The following is a 20,247-nucleotide window of genomic DNA, read 5'->3' on the forward strand; positions in this document are numbered from 1 at the left end:
TGCGAGGGGTTCGCATGGCCGAGTACGACGACACCTCCCGGACCAGCCGTCGCGCCGTGCTGCTGGCGGCGGGAACGGCCGGGGCGGTCGCGTTGACCGCGGCCTGTTCGAGCGTGGCCGGGGACCGCGGGTCCGGGGCGCGGCGGACGCCCGCCGCCCCCGCGGCGCTGCCCTCGGCCGGCTCCACCGTCCCCGGCTGCGTGCTCACGGCCGAAGCCGGCGAAGGCCCGTACTACCTGGACCTCGACAAGGTCCGCTCGGACGTCACCGAGGGCCGGGGCGGCGTGCCCGTGCGGCTCGACCTCACGGTGGTCCGGATGTCGGCGGGCTGCCGGCCCCTCGCGGACGCCGCCGTGGACATCTGGCAGGCCGACTCCTCCGGCACCTACTCGACCGGCAAGGCCACCTTCCTGCGCGGGACGCAGATCACCGACGCCGCCGGCCGCGCCGTGTTCCGTACGATCGTGCCCGGCTGGTACGCGGGCCTGGCCCCGCACATCCACTTCAAGGTGCGTCCCGACGCGGGCGCCGGGACCACCTCGCAGTTCTTCTTCCCCGAGGACTTCCTCCTCCGGGCGTACGCGCTCGCCCCCTACGACCGCCGGCGGGCGCCGAAGCACCCCAACGAGCGCGACGACCGGTACCGGGCCGCCGGCGCCGCCATGACGCTGAAGCCCCTCGCCGACGGTCAGGGTTACCGGGCCGCCTACACCGTCGGGATCGCCTGAACCCTCACCGGGGCCGCCGCGGTCAGGCGCCCCGTGCGGTGCAGCGCGTACACCGCGGCGGTGCAGCCCAGGCCGAGGGCGCACAGCGCGAGCCAAGGCAGCGCCGACAGGCCGGCGGCCCGCGCGGTGTCCAGCGCGGCCCCGGTGAGCAGGTTGCCGACGGCGATGCCGAGGCCGCAGACGGTGTTGTAGAACCCGTAGTGCGTCGCGACGAGGCGGTCCCCGCAGAGCCGGACGATCGTGTCCATCTCGAACGGGTAGGCGATCATCGTGCCCACTGCCAACATCAGCGCCGACACCGCCGCCGGCCCCGCGGCCAGCAACTTCGCCCCCGCACCGGCCGGTTCCACGGTCACCAGCGAGGCGGCCAGCAGCGGCAGGAAGGCAGCGCCCATGACCAGCAGCCCCCAGGTGAGGGCGCGACCCGGCTCCATCCGGGCCTTGCACCACGCGGTGACCCGGGTCTGCAGGAGGATCGTGCTCAACCCCGACACGGCGAACAGGGCCGCCACCGAGGCCGTGCCGAACCCCCCGTCGCCGCCGAGGCGCCGAACCTCCAGGGGGAGCGCCAGGTACACCTGGAAGGTCATGACGTACGAGCCGATCATGGCCAGGGAGAACAACAGGAACGGCCGGTTGGCGAGGATGCCGCGCCACTGGACCAGCACCTTCTCGCGCGGGCCGGCGGCCCGGTCCCCGGAGTCGTTGCCCCGCCGGGCGGGCAGGGCCCGGATCTGCACGACGCCCAGTACGGCGAACACGGCCGCCGCCGTCAGGCAGGTGACGCGGAAACCGATGCCCGTGAGCACCATGCCCACCAGGGGGCCCAGCAGGATGCCCGCCTGGTAGAAGACGTTGAACAGGGCGAACGCCTCGACCCGGCGCTCGCCCGAGGCCGCGGCCAGATAGGCCCGGGTGGCCGGGTTGAACAGCGCTCCGGCCAGGCCCGTCGCCGCCGAGGCGGCGATCAGCGCGGGCACCGAACCGACCAACCCCAGCGTGGCGAACCCGGCGACGCGCAGCCCCAACCCCGCGATGATCATCGGTTTGTAGCCGAGTCGGTCGGCGAGCGTCCCGCCGATCAGGAACATCCCCTGCTGGCTGAAGTTGCGCACGCCCAGGATCAGACCCACCGTCCACCCGGCGAGCCCGAGGGGTCCCGCCAGGTGCGCGGCCAGATAGGGCATGAGCATGTAGAACCCGAGGTTGATGGTGAACTGGTTGACCATCAACAGTTGGACGCAGCGGTCGTACGAGCGGACCTGCGCGAGGGTGCCCTGCATCAGGCCCGCTCCTTCGCACCGGCCGCGCCGGCGGTCCCGCCCGCCCCGCCGGGCGCCAGCGGATCGACGACGTTCGCGCACCGGGTCCAGCGGGTCACCTCCCGTTCGTCCGGGCGGGCGATGGTGTCGGGCTCGGCGGCCGGCGGGGCGTCCAGCAGACCGTGGGTGGCGCAGTAGTCGTCGTCGTACACGGTGCCGAGGTAGCGCTGCGGGCCGTCGGGGAAGATCGCCGCGATGCGGGTGCTCCGGGGCAGGGTCCGGGCCGACCAGCCGGCGACCAGGGCGACCGCGCCGACGCTCCAGCCACCCGCCGCGTAGTGCGAGGCGGCGAGCCGGCGGCAGGTGTGGACGGCTTCCGCCGGGGCGACCCAGTGCACCTCGGAGAACTGTTCGTAGGCCACGTTGCGCGGATGGATGCTCGAACCGAGGCCGCGCATCAGCCGGTTCCGGGCGGGTTGCCCGAAGATCGTCGAACCCACCGTGTCCACCCCGACGAGCCGCAGGCCCGGGTACAGCCGGCGCAGGACGCGGGAGACGCCCGCCGAGTGCCCTCCGGTGCCGACGCTGCACACCAGGACGTCGATGTGCCCCAGTTCGGCGGCGAGTTCCTGGGCCAGTCCGGCGTACGCGGTGGTGTTGTCGGGGTTGTTGTACTGGTCCGGGCACCACGAACCCGGATGGCGCCGCATCAAATCGGCGACCCGGTCCCGGCGCGCCTGCTGCCATCCGCCGGTGGGATGCGGCTCGGCGACGACGTCGACGCGCGTCCCGTACGCGGTCAGCAGGCGGGTCATCGAGGGCTCCAGCCCGGGGTCGGTGACCAGGGTGACGGGATGGCCGTGGACCATGCCGGCCAGCGCCAGCCCGAGGCCCAGGGTGCCGCTGGTGGACTCGATGATCCGGGCCCGGGGCGCGAGGTCGCCCCGGGCGCGCGCCCGCTCGACCATGTGCAGGCCGGGACGGTCCTTGATGCCGCCGGGGTTGAAGCCTTCGAGCTTCGCCCAGAACCCGCGTCCGGTCCGGGACAGCGGGTCCGAGACGCGCAGCAGGGGAGTGTTGCCGACCAGCCCGGACAGGGAGGAACGGCTGGGGGGTGTGAGGCCGGTGATGGGGGGATGCATCGTTTCCGCTCTCGGTCGATGGAACCGGTGGTCGCACGTGCGGGTGTCGTCGGGCCTTCCCACGGGCGAACGGTCCTGCGGGATCGGCCGCGGTGGCGGATCCCGTGTGGGGAGGACCGGGTCGAGAACGCCGACGGCTGCCGCCGTTCGGGGCGCGGCGATCGGTCGGCGGGAGGCCGGCGGACGGGAGGCGGTACCGGGGCGCGGGCAGGGCCGTCGGCGGATCGCCGGGCCGCGCACGCACGATGGGGTACGGGGCGGGGCGATCGGGCGGCTCGAACCGTCGTGGCGGGCCCGGCCGTTCGGCGTCGGTGCGCGTGGCACCCCGGGACCGCCGCCCCGCCCTCCCGGGCCGGGCGGGGTGTCTACACCCGCAGGACGGCCGAAGTGACGGGACGTACGGGACCGGGAACGGCGGGGCCGACCCCGTCGCGGTGGTCGGGACGGCCGGTCCGCACGCATCCGGGGTCGGTGTGCGGGGCGGTGGTCGAGGCCTCCGACACGGCCCCCTGGTGCGGCGGCAGCGGCGCGCACTCGTGCGCCGGATGCACCGGATCACGGCCCGGGTCGGGCGCCTCCGAGGGCGCCGACCAGGTGACGGCATGCGTCACCGACGCGCCCGGTGCGCCGGGGCCCGGGTGGACGGCGCCGTCCTGCGCGGCGGTGCCGTGCGCGCAGAACAGGCCCATCAGCAGCACGGTCAGAGCGAGCAGGCGCAACAGGCCCGCCGGAGGGCGGGCCCGCGAGGTGCCGTGCGAGCGGGCTGTGACCATGCCGTGATGCTAGCGCCCCCTTCCGTCCGACGGTGGATGTCGATTCGGACATGGGAAAACAGGCCTCGTGAGGGTGAAGGATCGTCAATTGAGTGCCGTTCACGGTGCACGGGCCCTCCACCGCGCGTACGGACCGACGCGGCTCAGGCCGCGCCCGCGCCTCCCACGGGTCCCGCCACGGCCGCGTCCGCCGCCGTGCCGGCCGTCATCGTGTCGGCCGCCGCCGGAGCCGCGGGCTCCAGGCGCTGCGCGAGTGCGGTGAGCCGCGCCGTCAGCTCCGCCCGGCGGGGTTTGACGTAGGCGATCTGACGGCGCGGCGTGCAGCCGCGCAGCAGCTTCGCCCGGTCCGAGCCGACGGAGTAGTGGATCTGTCCGAGGCCCTCGGCCAGCGCGATCCGCAGCAACTCGTAGTAGACCAGCCCGAAGTAGAGCGGCAGTTTGCCCTGCGCCCCGTAGTCGAAGCCGGTCTGGCGGGCGTACATCTCACCCCGATGGGTGAAGGTGAGGACGAACCCCGTCAGGTGCCCGTCCAGGTGCGCGGTGGTCACCCGGGCCGCCGTGCCCACGCGCCGGGCGATGCTGTGCAGGACCCCGCTGAAGGCGCCCGCGTCGGCCGGGGTCCCGTACTTCGCGTAGAGCGCCAGTTCCAGCGGCGCGAGCCGCTCGACGAGGTCGGCGGTCAGGGGCTGCGTGCGGTAGGTGATGCCGGCTTCCGCCAGCGCGCGGATCTCCCGCTTGATCTTCATGCGGCGCGGCTGCTCGAAACGCGCCAGGTAGCTGTCGAAGGAGCCGTCCTCGGGCACCGGCAGGGAGTACGCCGTCTGGCCCGGCAGGGCGACGTAGCCGCGTTCCGCCAGGACTCCGCGCAGCAGTTCGTCCTCCTCGTCGACGTACAGGAACGACACCGACTCCAGCCCGGCGTCCCCGGCTTCCCGTTCGGCCGCGGCGGCCATCGCCCCGAGCGTCGCACGTCGCGCCTCCCGGTCCAGGGAGGGGTCCGTGCCCGCCTTGGTGTGGGCGGGGTTGCGACCCCCGCAGGCCAGGGCGGGCAGCAGCCCCGCGATCCAGTCGGCGCCCTCGCCGGTCGCGCCGCGGTGCAGCGCGTCGAGGACCCGGCCCGGACTGCAGAAGACGTAGGGCGTGTCGGCGTCCAGCGGGTAGGCGGGCAGCACCCCGGTACGACGGCCCCGCGCGTCGGAGGCCGTGAAGTAGTACGGAGCCTGCCCGGCGGTGGCCTCGGCGTGCCGTAGCCACGGCGAGGCGGCGTAGAAGCCGCGCGGCCCGATCAGCTCGTCCCACGGGCCGGGCCCGAGCTCCGTCAGACCGCGGTGCACGGATACGGTCACGGCCGTGACCGTATCCGTATCCCTGTCCGTCGCCGTTCCCGTCCCTGTCGCCGTTCCCGGGTTCGCGCCGGGCGCGGGGCCGGTCGCCGCGCTCACCGCGCGCCGCCGGAGGTCGGGGCGGTCGTCGGGGAGATCACCGGCGTGAGCTGCCCGAGGGCGGCCTCCGCACGGCGCACCGCGTCACCCGTGGTGTCGCCGACCGCGACGACGTGACCGAGCAGGTCCAGGTTGTTCTCCGGCGGCGCCACCCGGTGGCCCGGGCCGACCTCCAGGTCCACGTCCACCACGCCGGGCACGCGCCGGGCCAGGTCCACGCCCCCGACCTCGGTGAGCACGCCCGCCGTCCGCGCCGCGAGGTAGCGGGACGCGGCGGCCCGCTCCCGGGTCCGCGTCAGATCGGCGGCCCCGCCCGTGTGCAGCCGGATCACCTCGCGCTGGAGGTGGATCCCGGTCGCCTCGCGGATGAGCTGGGTGATCTCCGCGCCGGGCATGCGGCCGTTGACCTCCACGACGTACGGACCCTTCTCGGTCATCTTGACCTCGACGTGGGCGGCGCCGAAGTCGTGTCCGACGGCCTCCAGGGCCCGACGGGCCAGTTCGGTGCACTCCTGCCGCACGGGCTCCGACAACATCGAGGGGAAGGTGTCGCCCATCTCGACGAAGTACGGGTGCGGGCCGAGCGCCTTGTCGGTGACGCCCAGGAACTGCCGCTCCCCGTCGACCAGAACGGATTCGACGCTCACCTCGAAGCCCAGGAGGTACTCCTCGACGAGGGCGCCGGGCCGCCGGGGCTGGCCGCGGAAGTCGGTCGGTGCCGAGCTGATGTCCCGGTAGGCCGCGAGGACCTCGTCGGCGGTCCGGCACAGGGTGACGCCGATGCTGGCCGACTCCGTCATCGGCTTGACCACGCAGGGGTAGCCGAATCGCCGCGCCGCGAGCAGGGCGTCCTCCTCGCTCGTGGCCTGGTGGAAACCGGGCGTCGCGACCCCGGCCCCGGCGCACGCGCGGCGCATCAGCAGTTTGTCCCGGCAGGTGCGCGCCGCGAGGGGGGTCAGGCCGGGCAGACCGAACCGGGCGGCCACCTCGGCGACGACGGGAATGTTGTAGTCGGTGACGGTCATGACGCCGCGCAGCCGGTTCGCGTCGTGGAACGGTCCGAGGGCCTCGGCGACGGCGTCCGCGGAGTTGGTGTCCGTGACGACGATCTCGTCGATGTGCTGCGCGAAGACCTCCTCGGCGATCCCGACCACCCGGTAGCGGTCGGGGTCGTTGCTCACCAGCACGGTGTGGAACCCGAGTTCGTGCGCCGCGCGCAGCGGCGTCAGCCCGAAGTTGGACAACTGGCTCTCGACGACGGCCAGTACGCCGGGTGCGGTGTTGGTCATGGCTGGAGTTCTCCCTGGTTCGGGGCCGGCGGTGTGGAGAGCCCCGCCTCGGGGGCGGAAACGGCTCGGACGACGGGGCGCCGGGCTGCCAGGCTCAGCAGCAGCGCGGCGAGGGTGAAGAGGGCGGGCATGCACAGGGCCGCGGTCGAGCCCAGCCGGTCGGCGACCAGCCCGGTGACGGCGGAGCCGGCCGCTCCGCCGATCGAGATGACGCTGCCGACGCCCGCGAAGGCCTGGGTCGCCTTGTCCCGGGCCGCCATCTCGCCGATCAGCTGGAACTCCTCCGCCCCGGCCGGGGCGATGGGCAGCCCGCTGAGCACGAGCAGCGCCGCCAGCAACGCGAGTGCCCAGGAGGGGGGCAGTCCGGCGTGCAGGGCGAGCCGCACCGTCGGCAGGGTGGCCAGCGCCAAGGTCAGCACGACCAGCAGCCGCAGGTACCGGTGGTAGGTGGTGCCCCCGAAGGCGCGGGCACCGTAGAGGAGACCGCCGACGACGCTGCCGACGGACTGGAGTGCGACGAGCGTGCCGGCCAACTCGGGCGACGACCCCTGGTCCCGCAACGACGCGGTGACCGCGACGACGAGTCCGCTGGACAGGGCCGCCGTCAGGGCGATGGCCACCAGCACCGCGGTGGCCGCCGTACGCCGGTGGCCGCCCGCGCCGGGCCGCTTCCCGCCGGTCGCCCCGTCCGGGGCCGGGCCACGGCGCCCGCGGACGGCGGGAGCCTGCCCGAAACCCAACCCGCCGACCCCCAGCAGGACCGCCGTGACCAGCAGCGCGCCGCGCGAGCCGGTCAGGGTGGCGAGCACGGTGACGGCCGTGGGGCCCAGGATGAACAGCGTTTCGCTCAGCGTCGCCTCGAAGGAGTACGCCCGCCGCCGCAGCGCGGGGTCCTCGGTGAGGCCCGGCCAGAGCGCCCGCATCGACGCCCCGACCGGTGCGGTGACGAGCCCCGCGGCGCAGGCCCCGGCCAACAGGACCACCGTCGCGGAGTCCTTCGCCCACAGCGCGAGCCCCAGCAGGATCAGGGCCGCCGCGGGCGCCGTCAGGCGCAGCACCGGGCCGGGACCACGCCGGTCCATCAGCCGGCCGATGAAGGGCCCGCCGACGGCGCTGCCGACGGCGTACGCCGCCCCCGCGCCGCCGCCGACCGCCAGGGAACGCCCCGACTGGACGAGGGTCAGCAGCAGCGCCAGCGGAACCATCGTCCCGGCCAGGCGCGCGAGCGCGGCGGGTACCGCCGCCGCGCTCGCGCCCGGGAGTCTCAGGAGCTCCAGGTAGGCCTTGACCATTACGGGGCCCCGTCGGCCGACGTCGCCCCGAGGGGGTCGGCGAGGGCGAACACGTCCGCGCCCGTCTCGGCCCGCCACACCAGTTCCTCCCGGGCGCCGTCGACCGCGACGACCGCGGCCCGGGTCCGGATGAAATTGTTGCTGCGGCCGAGCGAGTAGGCCCCTGTGTCGTGCAGGCACAGCAGGTCGCCGGGCCGGAGGTCCTGCGGCAGGTCGACGGAGCCGGCGTGGACGTCGTTCTCGTAGCACAGCGGCCCCGCCACGGACCAGGTGCTCCGATCGGCCGTGAACCTCCTGCCGATCGGTACCAACCGGTGCTCCTCGCCGGTGCCGGCCCACGGGGCGACGTTGTGACCCGCGTCCACGATCAGCCAGCGCGCCGCCGGGAGTTCCTTGCGGGACATCACCCGGGTGACCATGGCCATGGTGTCCGACACCAGCAGGCGGCCCGGCTCGCAGGCGAGGGTGACACCGTCGAGGCCCAGCCCGGTCATCCGCTCGTCCAGCGCGCCGAGCAGCCGTGCCACGTCCAGGGCGGGCTCCTCGTCCCGTACGAGGGGCTCCCCGCGCAGCGCCGCCAGCGCGCCGTGCGGTCCGACGCGGGGGCGTCGGATGCCGGGGACGCCGAAGCCGCCGCCGATGTTGACCTCCCGCAGTCCGAACCTGCGGTGCAGGGAGGCCGCTTCCACCAGGACGCGGTCCAGTGCCGACAGCATCAGGTCCTCATGCACGATCTGGCTGCTGAGGTGGGCGTGGACGGCCGTCAGCGACAGGTGACGGGACGTGGCGATCCGCTCGACGAGAGAGGCGAGTTCGTCCGAACCGGTGGGCCAGCCGAAACGGTTGCGCGCGGCCGTCCGCTCGGCCTGGGCCCGGTACGAGGGATCGGAGGAGGTCGAGACCGGTACGCCGGGGAAGAGCCGGATGCCCACCTCGACGGTCCGGCCGGCGCGGCCGGCGATCGCCTCCAGCGCCTCGACCTCCTGCGCGCCGTCGATGTTGACGCGCACGCCGTGCCGTACGGCGTCCTCCAGTTCGGCGTCCGTCTTGACGGGGCCGTTGAAGACCATGTCGGCGGGGTCGAACCCGGCCGCCAGGGCGGCGTCCATCTCGTACCCGGACACCACGTCCGCGCCCATGCCGTGGCCGGCGAGCCTCCGGAGCAGGTAGGGCAGGTAGTTGGTCTTCACCGAGTAATAGGCGCGGGCGGGCCTGCCGAGGCCGGCGAGCACGCCGAGCAGGTGCCGCGTCGCCCGGTCCAGCCGGGTGGCGTCCAACACGTGCAGGGGCGTGCCGTGCCGACGGGCGACCTCGGTGAGCCGGTCGTGGTCCCAGCCGGGCCCGGACCCGTGGTCCGGCCGGTCGGCGCCGCTCATGCGGGCACCTCCCGGGCGGCGAGCGGGGAAACGCCGGTGATCAGGCGGAAACCCGCGTCGATGTGGTCACGGGTGACCAGGTCGGCGTGGCGCCGGTGCCACGCGCCCGACTCCAGGTCGTCCGCGAGGCGCCGCACACCGCGGGCGACGGCCTGTTCGTCCGTCAGGGCGAAGGCGGAGCAGGCCCGACGGGTGGCGGCGTCGAGGTAGGCCTCCGGCCGGCGCCAGAAGGCGGTCATGAATCCGTCGGTGAAGTCGTGCCACACCGGGAGCGTGGTCACCTCGCAGGGGCCGAGCAGGTCGCGCAGTCGGGCCATGGAGGGGACCCGGGAACACTCGGCCTCGGCGATCTCCGGGACGTAGTCCCGGGTGAACCAGAACTCCTTCTGGACGTCCATGTCGTACGTGACGATCGCGAACCGGGCTGCGGTGCGCTGGAGTTCGGCGATCCCTGCTTCCAGGTCGGACCAGTGGTGCACGGTCAGGACGGCCATGACGGCGTCGAAGCTCTGGTCGTCGAAGGGCAGTCGCTCGGCGCTGCCGATGACGCACGGCGCCGCTCCGGGGCCGCGCTGGACGCGCATTTCGAGGGAGGGTTCCACGGCGACGACCAGCCGCCCGGCGGGCTCGTAGGCGCCGGTGCCGGCGCCGAGGTTGAGGACGGTCCGCGCGTCGCCGAGGGCGGCCTGGACCTGCCCGGCCCACCGGGGGTCGGGGCGGCGCACGGAGGAGTAGCCGACGCCGATGCTGTCGTAGACGGGGGCGCCGGTGGCGGGGGAGTTGAGTACGGCCTGGGACATTCGCTTCAGACCCCGTTGCTCTCGTGGACCTCGCGCTCGTACTCCTCGCCGTAGCGGCGGTGGTCCCAGTCGTTGACCGCGACCAGCCACACGTCACGGTGACCGCCCTCGTCGGTGAGGTGCTGGATGTCGGTGACGTGGTGGAACATCAGGCGGTCGTCGAAGGCGATCGCCTGACCGTCCCGCAGCACGGTGCGGAAGAACGGTTCTCCTCCGCCGAGGGGCATCAGCTGGGTCTCGCCCCCGGAGATGTTGCGGCGATGCGTGACCGCCACGATGCCGTACTGGTGGCCGTCCCGGTGCGGACCCTCGGGCGCGGCCACGCCGTCGACCTCGGGGGTGCTCACCACCCGGCACTGGTGGACGTTGAGCTGCCAGACGGTCCCCTTGTCGAGGCCCAGGGCCTCGGCGCCGGCCGCGATCAGCGGACTCGGGTCCGCGGTCAGCGGCTCCAGGGTGCGCATGCGGCCGCCGACCAGGTCGTTGTACTGGCGCGGCTGGGCGAAGTGACGGTGCGGCAGCAGTTCCAGTTCCCAGCCGCCGTCGTGCACGAGGCGGAACTGGGAGAAGCGGCGGTACCGCTGGGTCGACCCGGTGTAGGGGTCGAGCGGAAGTTTCTCGAACTCGGCCAGGACGAGGTCGTCCAGCGGTGGTGTGTCGATGACGGTGAAGCCCTGCTCGTTCAGACTCATGTGATCCCCCAACGTCAAGCCCCCGAACACGTGTGATCGGGGGCCAATAAACGATCTTGAGGAGGTTATGCAGGGGCGTCGTACGGCATCAACACCATGACCACTCCATGAACGCGGGGGAAACTCGACATCATGTCGCATGGACATACGGCCCGGCCGCGGGTATAGGCGATTCATTTTCGGACAACGGGGCGAGAAAGCGCCGTTCCGTATCCTCCGCGCCGCGCCGAGGGCGGTCGGGAAGTCGATGTCACGGCAAATGAACGTTAAATTCGGTCAGGGGAAAGTGCATTCCACGTCAAGGAAAGCATATTTCAAGACAGTCAATGACCGCCTGTGGCTACGGTTCGATCAAGACCGGGCACGTGGGCGCCTGCCGGTCGGGCGCGGCACGCACCCGACCGGATCGAAGGAGGAGCCGCCGTGACAGCCCCTGGTGCGCAAGCGAACAGACTCAAGCGCACCTTCGAGGCCCTGTCCGTACGCAACTTCCGGCTCTTCGCGGGCGGCCAACTCCTGTCCGTCACCTGTACCTGGATGATGATCGTCGCCCAGGACTGGCTCGTCCTGTCCCTCTCCGGGGATTCGGGCACGGCCCTGGGCCTGGTGACCGCCCTGCAGTTCACTCCCGTCCTGCTGCTCACCCTCGCCGGCGGCCGGCTCGCCGACCGGTACGACAAACGCGTACTCCTCATCTGGGCGAACGCCGCCTCCGGCGTGCTGTCCCTGCTGTTCGCGCTCGCCGTCCTCCTCCCGGGTGCCGAACTGTGGCACGTCTACCTCTTCGCCCTCGGACTAGGCACGGTCAACGCCGTCGAAGTGCCGACCCGGTTGTCGTTCGTCAGCGAAATGGTCGGCGCCGAGCTCCTGCCCAACGCCTCCGCCCTGAGCGCCGCCTACTTCAACGCGGCACGTGTCGTCGGACCGGCCCTCGCCGGTCTGCTCATCAGCGGCCTCGGCATCGGCCCCGTCATCGCGCTGAACGCGGTCAGCTACCTGGCCACCGTGCTCAGCCTGCTGGCCATGCGGCCCGCCGAACTCCAACGCGGCAGCGCTCCGAAGCCGGGCGCCACCCGGGTCGCGGACGGACTGGCGTACGTCCGCGGCCGGCCGGACCTGCTGTTGCCCATGGCACTGGTCGGAGTGGTCGGCATGTTCGGCTTCAACTTCCAGCTCACCCTGCCGCTCCTGGCGAAGACCGTGTTCCACGCCGACCCGCGGGCGTTCGGGCTGCTCGCCAGCGCGCTGGCGGCGGGTTCGTTGCTCGCGGCCTTCGTCACCACCGCCCGTCGGGGCCGGCCCTCCGCCTCGCTGGTCGTCGCGTCCGCCATCGCCTTCGGCCTGCTGGAGACCCTCACCGGCCTGGCCCCCACCTTCACCGTCGCGCTGGTCCTGTTGGCCGCCACCGGTTTCGCGTCGATAACCTTCGCGCAGGCCACGAACCACCGCATCCAACTCGGCAGCGACCCGCGGTTCCGGGGCCGGGTCATGTCCCTCTACGCCCTGATCATGCAAGGCTCCACCCCCGTCGGAGCGCTCCTGCTCGGCTGGCTCGCCGAACGCTGGGGAGCCCGCTCGGGCCTCTGGGTCGGAGGGCTCGTCTCCCTGGCCGCCGCCCTCGCGGTGCTCGTCGTCCAACGCCGCGGGATCCGCGACGGCTCGCCACCGGACGCGGACACCCACCCGAACCGCCCGGAGGTCCCGGGGCACCGCTGAGCGGGGCGTACGCAAGACCATGGCCGTGGCCCTCGGTGGGGGAACGGGCGACATCGTTGCGGCGAATGCGCCGAGCCGATCCACCGGGGTGATCGCGGGGATGTGCGCCGGGATGTTCGCCGGAATCCACCGGAACCGGCGTAGGAACCGATGAGGGGATTCAATGATCCGGAGAGTTTCGGTCCATTGGCCCGGGGTTGTGCGATTCCCTTTCTTGATCAGGGGAATCGCAGAAAGGCCAAGACGCGGTGTTGCGGCGTTTCGGGCGTCACCGCTCCGGCGATCGTCACGCTCGCCGACCGGAGCGGACCAGGCCCGTGGGACGGACCGTCAGGCGTCCCGTCCCGACACCTGGTGCAAGCGGAGGGCGAGTTGGAGTTCCAGGGCCCGGTCGGGTGACTGCCAGTCCGCGCCGAGCAGTCGGCCGATGCGGTCCAGCCGCTGGACGACGGTGTTGACGTGGACGTGCAGGAGGTCCTTCGCCCGGGACTGGCTCATCCCCGCCGCGAAGTAGACCCGCAGGGTGTGCACGAGCTCGCTGCCGCGGCGCTCGTCGTACTCCAGCAGGGGCCCGAGCGTGGTCCGTACGTAGGAGGGCAGGTCGGGGCCCTCACCCAGGAGCACCCCCAGGAATCCGAGACCGGGCAGGGTCCCGCCGTCCCCGGCGCGCCCCAGGGCCCGCAGCGCCGACAGGCAGCGCAGGGCCTCCGCGTGCGCCGCCGGTAGCTCGGCGGGGTCCCCGTCCGTGCCCGCCGCACCGACCGTGACCGGGCCCCCCACCGCCCGCCCGAGCGCGGCGGCCAGCGCCACGGCGTCGGCGCCGGGCGAGTCCGACGGGGCCAGCAGCACCGCGTGGTCGTGGTGGAGGCCCGCCAACCCCCGCCGTGCCCGCGCCCGGTGGGCCGCCGCGCTGAGCAGCCGCGGCCGCGGGGCGGTGTCGCTGTGCAGGACGAAGAGGGCCTGGGGTCGCGTGAGGTCGACGCCCAGCCGGCGGGCGCGGACGGCCAGGCCCACCGGATCCGCCGCGGGACTGAGCAGGTCACCGAGGAGCTCGCCCCGTATCCGGTCCTCGGTCTCGGCGACCGAACGGCGCAGGAGCAACAGCAACGCCGCGACCGTCGCGGCCCGTTCGAACAGGCGGCGACCGGCGTCGTCGAGCCCGGGGCGGTCGGTCAGGGTGACGCTGCCCAGGATCTCCGGACCGGCGAGCACCGCGCACACCCAGGTCCCGTCCAGGGGAACGGCCCGGCCGCCGGCCCGGGAAGCCGCCACGGCCTCGGCGGGCGCGGCCCGGGAACCGGTCCGGGAACGGGCCAGTTCCGTCCCGTCGGCGTCGTGGACGAGGGTGCCCCCGTCGAGGAGCGTCCCGATGGCCGCGGCCACCTCCGCGATGTCCCCGCCCCGCAGGACGAGCCCGGTGAGCCGGTCGTGGGCCTCCTCCGCGCGGCGCAGCGCGTCACTGTTCTCCTGGATGGTGCGGGAGGCGACCCCCAGTTCGGACAGCGCCCGGCGGGTCTCCTCCAGCAGACGGGCCCCGTCGATGGCTATCGCCGCGTGGTCGGCGAGCGAGGAGAGCAGCGCCACCTCCCGCGCGGAGAACTCGCGCGGGCTGCGATCGGCGGCGAACAGGACACCGATCACCTTCGGCCCGAGCCGCAGCGGCACCCCCAGGATGGCGTGCAGTTCCTCCTCGCCGACGGCCTTGTCGATCGGACGCGTGTGCCGGAACCGCGGGTCGCTCTGGTAGTCCCCGGTGGCGTACGGGCGGGCGGTCTGGGCGACGAGCCCGCCCAGCCCCTCGCCCATGCCGAGCCGCAACTGCTGGAACGCGGCCGACACCGAACCTTCGGTGACGCGCATGAAGGTGTCGCCCGCGCCCTCGTCGTTCAGCGAGAGGTACGTGACGTCCGTGTGCAGGAGCTGCTTGGCGCGGTGGGTGATCGCCCGCAGTACCGCGTCCAGGTCGCGCAGCGCCGCGAGGTCGCCCGCCGTGTCGAACAGCGCCGTCAACTCGGCCTCGCGGGTCCGGTGCTGGGCCAGCGTGCGGTGGACGTCCAGCGCCGCGCGCGTGGCGTCCTCCAGGTCGGCGAGCTCCCCCGCGGGGGCGCCGGCGGCGCGTGCGTCGGCCACCGGCCGGGCGAGGTCCTCGGCGGGAGCGCCGAGGGCCAGCAGGCCGAGCAACTCCCGTACGCCCGCCCGGGTCCGCGGGCCGTCTGCGTCCGTCACGGGGGTGAGCCTACGGGCGCCGGTCGATCAGCGGCCGACGGGGGCCGACTCCGGGCGGGCGGCCCCCGTGGGGGCGCGGTCCGTCCCGGTCAGACTGCGGCCCTTGGTCTCCCGGGCCAGCAGCACCGTCACCGTCGTGACCAGCGCCGCCGCGCAGAGGTAGAGGGAAACGGGGAGGGATGAGTCGTAGTCCCGCAGGAGCTCGACCGCGATGATCGGGGCCAGGGCGCCGCCCAGGATGGAGGCCAGCTGGGAGCCCATGGAGGCGCCGGAGTAGCGGACCCGGGTGTCGAACAGCTCCGAGATGAAGGCCGCCTGGGGGCCGTACATCGCCCCGTGGAACAGCAGCCCGGCCGTCACCGCGACCGCGATCACCGGGAACGACCTGGTGTCCAGCAGGGCGAAGAAGGCGAAGGCCCAGCCCGCCATGCCGACCGACCCGACGAGCGTCACCGCCCGGCGGCCGATCCGGTCCGACAGGGCGCCCCACATCGGGATCGTCACGAAGTGCACGGCCGAGCCGATCAGTACGGCGTTCAACGCGTCGCTCTTCGGCAGCTGGAGGTGCACGGTGACGTACACCAGCAGGAAGGCCGTCAGGATGTAGTACGAGACGTTCTCCCCGAGCCGGGTCCCGATCGCCGTGAGGATGCCGCGCCGGCCGGTGCGCAGCACCTCGACGACCGGGGGCTTGCGCCGCTCGCCCGCGGCCTCCTCGGCCTCGGCCCGCGCCCGGGCCTCCAGGAAGGCGGGCGACTCCGACACGGAGACCCGGATCCACAGCCCGATGACCACCAGCACCCCCGACAGCAGGAACGGCACGCGCCAACCCCAGGCCAGGAATTCCTCGTCGGACTGCACGGCCGCGAGCAGTGCGAGGACACCCGTCGCGAGCAGGTTGCCGCCCGGGGCGCCGGCCTGCGGCCACGACGCCCAGAAGCCACGGTTGCGGTCGTCGCCGTGCTCGGCGACGAGCAGGACGGCCCCGCCCCATTCGCCGCCCAGCGCGAAGCCCTGCACCAGCCGCAGCACCGTGAGCAGGATCGGCGCGCCGACCCCGATGCTCGCGTGGGTGGGCAACAGCCCCATCGCGAAGGTGGCGCCGCCCATCAGCAGCAGGCTGAGCACCAGCAGCTTCTTGCGGCCTATCCGGTCGCCGTAGTGCCCGAAGACGATCCCGCCCAAGGGGCGGGCGGCGAAGCCGACGGCGTAGGTGAGGAACGCGAGGAGGGTCCCGACCAGGGGGTCGCTGGAGGGGAAGAACAGCGTGTTGAAGACGAGGGCGGCGGCGGACCCGTAGAGGAAGAAGTCGTACCACTCGACGGTGGTCCCGACGAGGCTCGCGGCGACGATCCGCCGGATTCCGGCTGGCGCCTTCGGGTCGGTACCGGTGGAGGCCATGTGCACCACTTCCAGGGTGTCTGCGGGGACGGCGGGTGTGGCCACAACGTAGAAGTCCGCAGGTCGGCGGAATATGTGGCGTGCCATCACAATCAACCCCACCTGAGTGTGTCGCACCACCACACGACACTTTTCAGCAGCCCGAGGCTCGTCCCACGTCCCCGGTCATTGGGGCTTCCTCGGGTGCCAGGGCGTCTGTCTGTATGATCCTCTCGCTTCGGGACCGGAAGGTTCTCCACGGGGAGGGGCAAGGCATCATGGGCGTAACAGGGCTGTCCGGGCCGTTGTCCGTAGGTCCATTCCGGGCGGTGGCCGAACTCGGTCAGGGCGGCATGGGACGCGTTCTGCTCGCCGCCGGCCACGACGGCCGTCTCGTAGCGGTCAAGCAGGTGCACCCGGAGCTGGCCGAGGACGCAGGGTTCCGAGCCCGGTTCAGACGCGAGGTGGCGGCCTCGCGCAAGGTGTCCGGGGCTTACACCGCCGCTTTGATGGACGCCGATACAGAGGCCCAGGCCCCCTGGCTGGCTTCGGAGTTCGTGCCCGGCCCCACGCTTGGCCAGGCCCTCGACACCGCGGGCCCCTTACCCGAGGAGGCGGTGAGGGTGCTTGCGGCGGGCCTCGCACAGGCGCTGGTGGACGTGCACCGGGCGGGCCTGGTCCACCGCGACCTCAAACCGTCCAACGTGCTGCTCGCCGAGGACGGGGTGCGCGTCATCGACTTCGGTATCGCGCGGGCCGCCGAAGGGCACACCAAGGTCACCCACACAGGGGCCATGGTGGGCTCGCCGCCCTTCATGGCGCCGGAACAGGTCCAGGGTCTCGCGCTGACCGGCGCTGCCGACGTCTTCTCGCTGGGCTCGACTCTCGTGATGGCATGCACGGGCAAGCCGCCGTTCGCGGGTACGTCGGTGCCGGGAGTGCTCTACAACGTCGCCCACTCCGCACCGGCCCTGGACGAGGTGCCGCAGGCGCTGCGGCCATTCATCGAGGCCTGCCTGGCCAAGGCTCCGGCGGAGCGGCCGTCGCCGCTGGAACTCCTGACAGCGATCGGCACGGTGACGCCCACATCCCGGCCGTGGCCGGAGGCGGTGCACCGGCTTGCAGCGGAGCAGCGCGCGACCATCGAAGAACTGATTGCCGGACTCGTCGTGTCCGGTGTTCCCAAGGGCACCGCACCCGGGAAAATTTCGGCACCGCCCGTCGAGTCCCTGCCGCCGCTACCGTCCGCGCTGCCGGCCGGCGCGATCCGTCGCAGGCGCACCTGGGGGTTCGCGGGGGCGGCGGTGGTAGTGGCGGCACTCACGGTGACGGTCCTGAACCTGCTGCCATCGGGCCGCATCGGCAGCGGAGAGGTCGGCGGCCAGACGAGCGCACCTACGAGGAAGCCGGATGCCGGGGCACCCGGCGGGAGCGAGATCGTCCCGACCCCGGGGACGACGCCGCTGTCGAAGGTTGGCGACAAGTACACGCAGCGGGTGCCTTCGTGCAAGGAGGCCGGGGGCAAGGTGGAGGTGCCCGCGGGCTACGGAGATCCGAGCGGCAACCTGGAAGCTGTCGGTGAGACGCCGCAGGAGTCGAATCAGTGCTTCTGGAGCGACCGGTACGGAAACAGAGTCGTCGTTTCCTGGAATCGTCACCTCTCGGAAGGCGGCAAGACCGGAGCGGAACTGGCGAAGGAGAGCTACGAGACCGGCTACGCCTCCGCCCGACAGTCGTACGAGCGCGCTGACGCCGGCGTCGGGGAGGAGGCGTTCTGGCAGCGGGGCATGGCCAATTTGTACGTTCGGGACATCAACATGAGACTCAACGTCGTCGTGCAGAGCACGCGATACTCCGACGATGAGGCCAGGAACATCGCCAAGGCCGCAGGGGAGTCGGCCCTGAGGCTGGCGGAGTTCCAACGATGAGGCCCCTGGGACCGACCGACCCGGCCACCACCGGGCCCTACCGCCTGCTTGCCGAACTGGGCCGGGGCGGGATGGGACGGGTACTGCTCGGCTCCGCGCCGGACGGACGACTCGTCGCGGTCAAGCACATCCATGCACGGTACGCCGCCGACGCCGGATTCCGCGCTCGCTTCCGGCGCGAGGTCACTGCTTCACGGAGGGTCTCGGGCGCCTACACGGCGGCCGTCATGGACGCCGACGCGGAAGCCCGGACGCCGTGGCTCGCCTCGGTGTTCGTGAACGGCCCCTCGCTGGGCGCGGCCGTGGAGAAGGCGGGCCCGCTGCCCGAGGAGTCCGTACGCCGCCTTGCCGCCGGACTGGCCACCGCGCTCGTTGAGATCCACCGAACGGGGCTGATCCACCGGGACCTCAAGCCCGAGAACGTCCTCCTCGCCGAGGACGGCGTACGCGTCATCGACTTCGGCATCGCGCGCCTCGCCGGAGGCACGGAGGCGACTGAGCTGACGCAGACCGGCTGGGTGGTCGGCTCGCCCGCGTTCATGTCACCGGAACAGGCCCAGGGCCGCGAACTGACACCGGCCGGAGACGTGTTTTCGCTCGGCGCGGTCATGGCGATGGCAGCGACGGGCCACAGCCCCTTCGCGGGCACGTCCATGGCGGGGACCCTCTACAACGTCGTGCACGCCGAACCCGACCTGTCCGCCCTGACGCCTGGGCTGCGCACGGTCGTCAGGCCGTGCCTGGCCAAGGCCCCGGCGGCCCGTCCCACCCCAGAGCAACTCCTCACGCTCCTCGGACAGGTCGCGCCCGCCGATCGGCCGTGGCCCCCCGCCGTGCACCGGACGATCGCCGCCCAGCGGGCCGACATCGACCGCCTGCTCGGCGACACGGACCGCACGCTTGTGCCGGAGCCGGCCCCAGCCCCTCCAGCCGACGCGGGTACGGCCCTGCTGAGACGGGCACACGATCGCACGGCACACCCGCCCCCGCCCCGTCGGCACACCGGAAAGCTCATCGCCCTGATGGTGGCCTGTGCACTTGCCGTCGCCGGCATCGGATATGGGGTGTACACGCTCGGGGACCAGGAAACGCCCGCCGAGCCCGACACATACGTGAAAGCACCGATCTGCTCAGAGGTGGTCGCCCAACTACCGCTGGGAGCACGGGCGGAGGAGCTCGACTACTACAACGAAACCGGCACAGCGGCCTCAACCGGATGTGCTTGGGGGAAAGCACCCGCCGACGCCAAGAACGTCAGGCTCGCCGGCCTCGTCGATCAAGTGCACGCGTTCGTCGGCTGGGAACTGAAGCGCGACAACGAGGGTAGCGACCACGAAACCAATCAACAGCGCGAGAAGTTCCGACAGGACGCCGCCAAGGAAACCCGGGCGACCGACCTCGGCTTCGGCGACGATGCCTACTGGAGCGCCCCTTACAGCACCTATCCCGACGCCGACGAACACTGCAGCTTGCACGTCCGCGACGGCAACCTCGTGGTCCACGTCGCCCTGGGGGGCGAGGAACACCCCCCGTCGACCTGCAAGGCGGAGGCCAAGAAGGTCGCCCGCGCGGCGATCGCGGCCATGCCCCGCTGAGGGCCGGGCGGAGACGCGCGACCCGATGACTCCGCCGCATACGTCGAGGAGCCGGCTTGCACCGTGCCCGCACCCGGGGATGGAGGGTGTCGGTGGCCGCTGTAGCTCACGAGCCGACCCTGGACGCGGTGCCACCGGGCCGCCAGAACCAGACTTCGACGATGGTCTGCCGGCGTTGGTCACCGTGCCTCGACGAGCTGGAAGCGGCCCACCGGAAGCCTCGCGACGGAGGACAGCTCCGGTGGGCCACTTGGAGTGAGTCGGTTACCGGCCCGCGATGAAGGAGGCGGGGCCGCCGACCTTGTGCCAGGTGGTTCCGTTGCCGGACCACTTGAAGACGGCGTCGCTGGTGGGTGACAGGCCGTAGATCGCGTCTGCGGCGACGGCGAACTGGTGGCCGGCTCCGCCGATCTTGGCCCAGTTGTCGGGGCCGTTCATTTTGTAGAGGTCGCCGTTGGTGGGGTTGGTGGCGAAGAGGCCTGCTCCGCCTGCGAAGAGTGTTCCGGCTGCTCCGCCGACTTTGTTCCAGGTGGTGCCGTTGCCGGTCCATTGGAAGATGGCGCTGCCGTCGGGGGAGAGGCCGAAGAGGCCGTTGCCGGTGACGGC

Annotated in this window: 16 protein-coding genes; 4 read left to right on the forward strand and 12 right to left on the reverse strand. The window is 72.6% G+C overall.

The genetic code is table 11. The features are described 5' to 3' along the window. Window positions 1-14: 14 nt before the first annotated feature. A complete protein-coding gene (locus ACFY0I_RS10275; RefSeq protein WP_388892755.1) occupies window positions 15-728 on the forward strand; it encodes an intradiol ring-cleavage dioxygenase in 714 nt (237 codons plus the stop codon). On the opposite strand, the gene ACFY0I_RS10280 is transcribed toward ACFY0I_RS10275, so the two are convergent. The 9 genes from ACFY0I_RS10280 to ACFY0I_RS10320 form a co-directional block, all read right to left on the reverse strand. Next, entirely contained in the window at window positions 707-2,011 is a 1,305-nt protein-coding gene (locus ACFY0I_RS10280) for an MFS transporter (RefSeq protein WP_388892757.1), read from the reverse strand. The genes ACFY0I_RS10275 and ACFY0I_RS10280 overlap by 22 nt on opposite strands. Beyond that, window positions 2,011-3,132: a PLP-dependent cysteine synthase family protein gene (locus ACFY0I_RS10285; RefSeq protein ID WP_388892759.1), complete on the reverse strand. Its 1,122-nt coding sequence runs from the start codon at window positions 3,130-3,132 to the stop codon at window positions 2,011-2,013. Before ACFY0I_RS10285 ends, ACFY0I_RS10280 begins: the two co-directional genes overlap by 1 nt. A gap of 365 nt (window positions 3,133-3,497) precedes the next feature. Next, window positions 3,498-3,905, reverse strand: a complete 408-nt coding sequence (locus ACFY0I_RS10290; RefSeq protein ID WP_388892761.1) for a hypothetical protein — start codon at window positions 3,903-3,905, stop codon at window positions 3,498-3,500. Window positions 3,906-4,048: 143 nt separating this feature from the next. Beyond that, window positions 4,049-5,251 carry a GNAT family N-acetyltransferase gene (locus ACFY0I_RS10295; protein WP_388892763.1) on the reverse strand — a complete coding sequence of 401 codons (1,203 nt, stop codon included), beginning with the start codon at window positions 5,249-5,251 and terminating at the stop codon, window positions 4,049-4,051. Between the two features lie 92 nt (window positions 5,252-5,343). Then, on the reverse strand, window positions 5,344-6,636 hold the full coding sequence (locus ACFY0I_RS10300) for an ATP-grasp domain-containing protein (RefSeq protein WP_388892765.1): 1,293 nt from the start codon (window positions 6,634-6,636) through the stop codon (window positions 5,344-5,346). Then, entirely contained in the window at window positions 6,633-7,928 is a 1,296-nt protein-coding gene (locus ACFY0I_RS10305; protein WP_388892767.1) for an MFS transporter, read from the reverse strand. Before ACFY0I_RS10305 ends, ACFY0I_RS10300 begins: the two co-directional genes overlap by 4 nt. Then, window positions 7,928-9,304 carry a diaminopimelate decarboxylase family protein gene (locus ACFY0I_RS10310; RefSeq protein ID WP_388892769.1) on the reverse strand — a complete coding sequence of 459 codons (1,377 nt, stop codon included), beginning with the start codon at window positions 9,302-9,304 and terminating at the stop codon, window positions 7,928-7,930. Before ACFY0I_RS10310 ends, ACFY0I_RS10305 begins: the two co-directional genes overlap by 1 nt. Continuing rightward, window positions 9,301-10,104, reverse strand: a complete 804-nt coding sequence (locus tag ACFY0I_RS10315) for a class I SAM-dependent methyltransferase (protein WP_388892771.1) — start codon at window positions 10,102-10,104, stop codon at window positions 9,301-9,303. Before ACFY0I_RS10315 ends, ACFY0I_RS10310 begins: the two co-directional genes overlap by 4 nt. 5 nt (window positions 10,105-10,109) lie before the next feature. Continuing rightward, a complete protein-coding gene (locus ACFY0I_RS10320; RefSeq protein WP_388892773.1) occupies window positions 10,110-10,796 on the reverse strand; it encodes a 2OG-Fe dioxygenase family protein in 687 nt (228 codons plus the stop codon). 423 nt (window positions 10,797-11,219) lie between these two features. Here ACFY0I_RS10320 and ACFY0I_RS10325 point away from each other — a divergent pair, with 423 nt between their 5' ends. Continuing rightward, the gene (locus tag ACFY0I_RS10325) at window positions 11,220-12,512 is read left to right on the forward strand and encodes an MFS transporter (protein WP_388892775.1); all 1,293 of its coding nucleotides are present in this window, start codon (window positions 11,220-11,222) and stop codon (window positions 12,510-12,512) included. A 330-nt stretch (window positions 12,513-12,842) separates the two neighbouring features. On the opposite strand, the gene ACFY0I_RS10330 is transcribed toward ACFY0I_RS10325, so the two are convergent. Then, window positions 12,843-14,738: a helix-turn-helix domain-containing protein gene (locus tag ACFY0I_RS10330; protein ID WP_388892776.1), complete on the reverse strand. Its 1,896-nt coding sequence runs from the start codon at window positions 14,736-14,738 to the stop codon at window positions 12,843-12,845. Window positions 14,739-14,765: 27 nt separating this feature from the next. After that, the gene (locus ACFY0I_RS10335; RefSeq protein WP_388892824.1) at window positions 14,766-16,139 is read right to left on the reverse strand and encodes an MFS transporter; all 1,374 of its coding nucleotides are present in this window, start codon (window positions 16,137-16,139) and stop codon (window positions 14,766-14,768) included. 308 nt (window positions 16,140-16,447) lie between these two features. Between ACFY0I_RS10335 and ACFY0I_RS10340 the strand changes: the two genes are divergently transcribed. Together ACFY0I_RS10340 and ACFY0I_RS10345 are read left to right on the forward strand one after the other, a co-directional pair. Beyond that, entirely contained in the window at window positions 16,448-18,046 is a 1,599-nt protein-coding gene (locus tag ACFY0I_RS10340) for a serine/threonine-protein kinase (RefSeq protein ID WP_388892778.1), read from the forward strand. Next, window positions 18,043-19,641 carry a serine/threonine-protein kinase gene (locus ACFY0I_RS10345; RefSeq protein ID WP_388892780.1) on the forward strand — a complete coding sequence of 533 codons (1,599 nt, stop codon included), beginning with the start codon at window positions 18,043-18,045 and terminating at the stop codon, window positions 19,639-19,641. Before ACFY0I_RS10340 ends, ACFY0I_RS10345 begins: the two co-directional genes overlap by 4 nt. Window positions 19,642-19,905: 264 nt before the next feature. On the opposite strand, the gene ACFY0I_RS10350 is transcribed toward ACFY0I_RS10345, so the two are convergent. Then, window positions 19,906-20,247 (reverse strand): hypothetical protein (locus tag ACFY0I_RS10350; RefSeq protein WP_388892782.1); only part of this gene is annotated, 342 nt, incomplete at its 5' end.

It is taken from the genome of Streptomyces sp. NPDC001568, from assembly GCF_042893755.1.
Classification (GTDB): domain Bacteria; phylum Actinomycetota; class Actinomycetes; order Streptomycetales; family Streptomycetaceae; genus Streptomyces.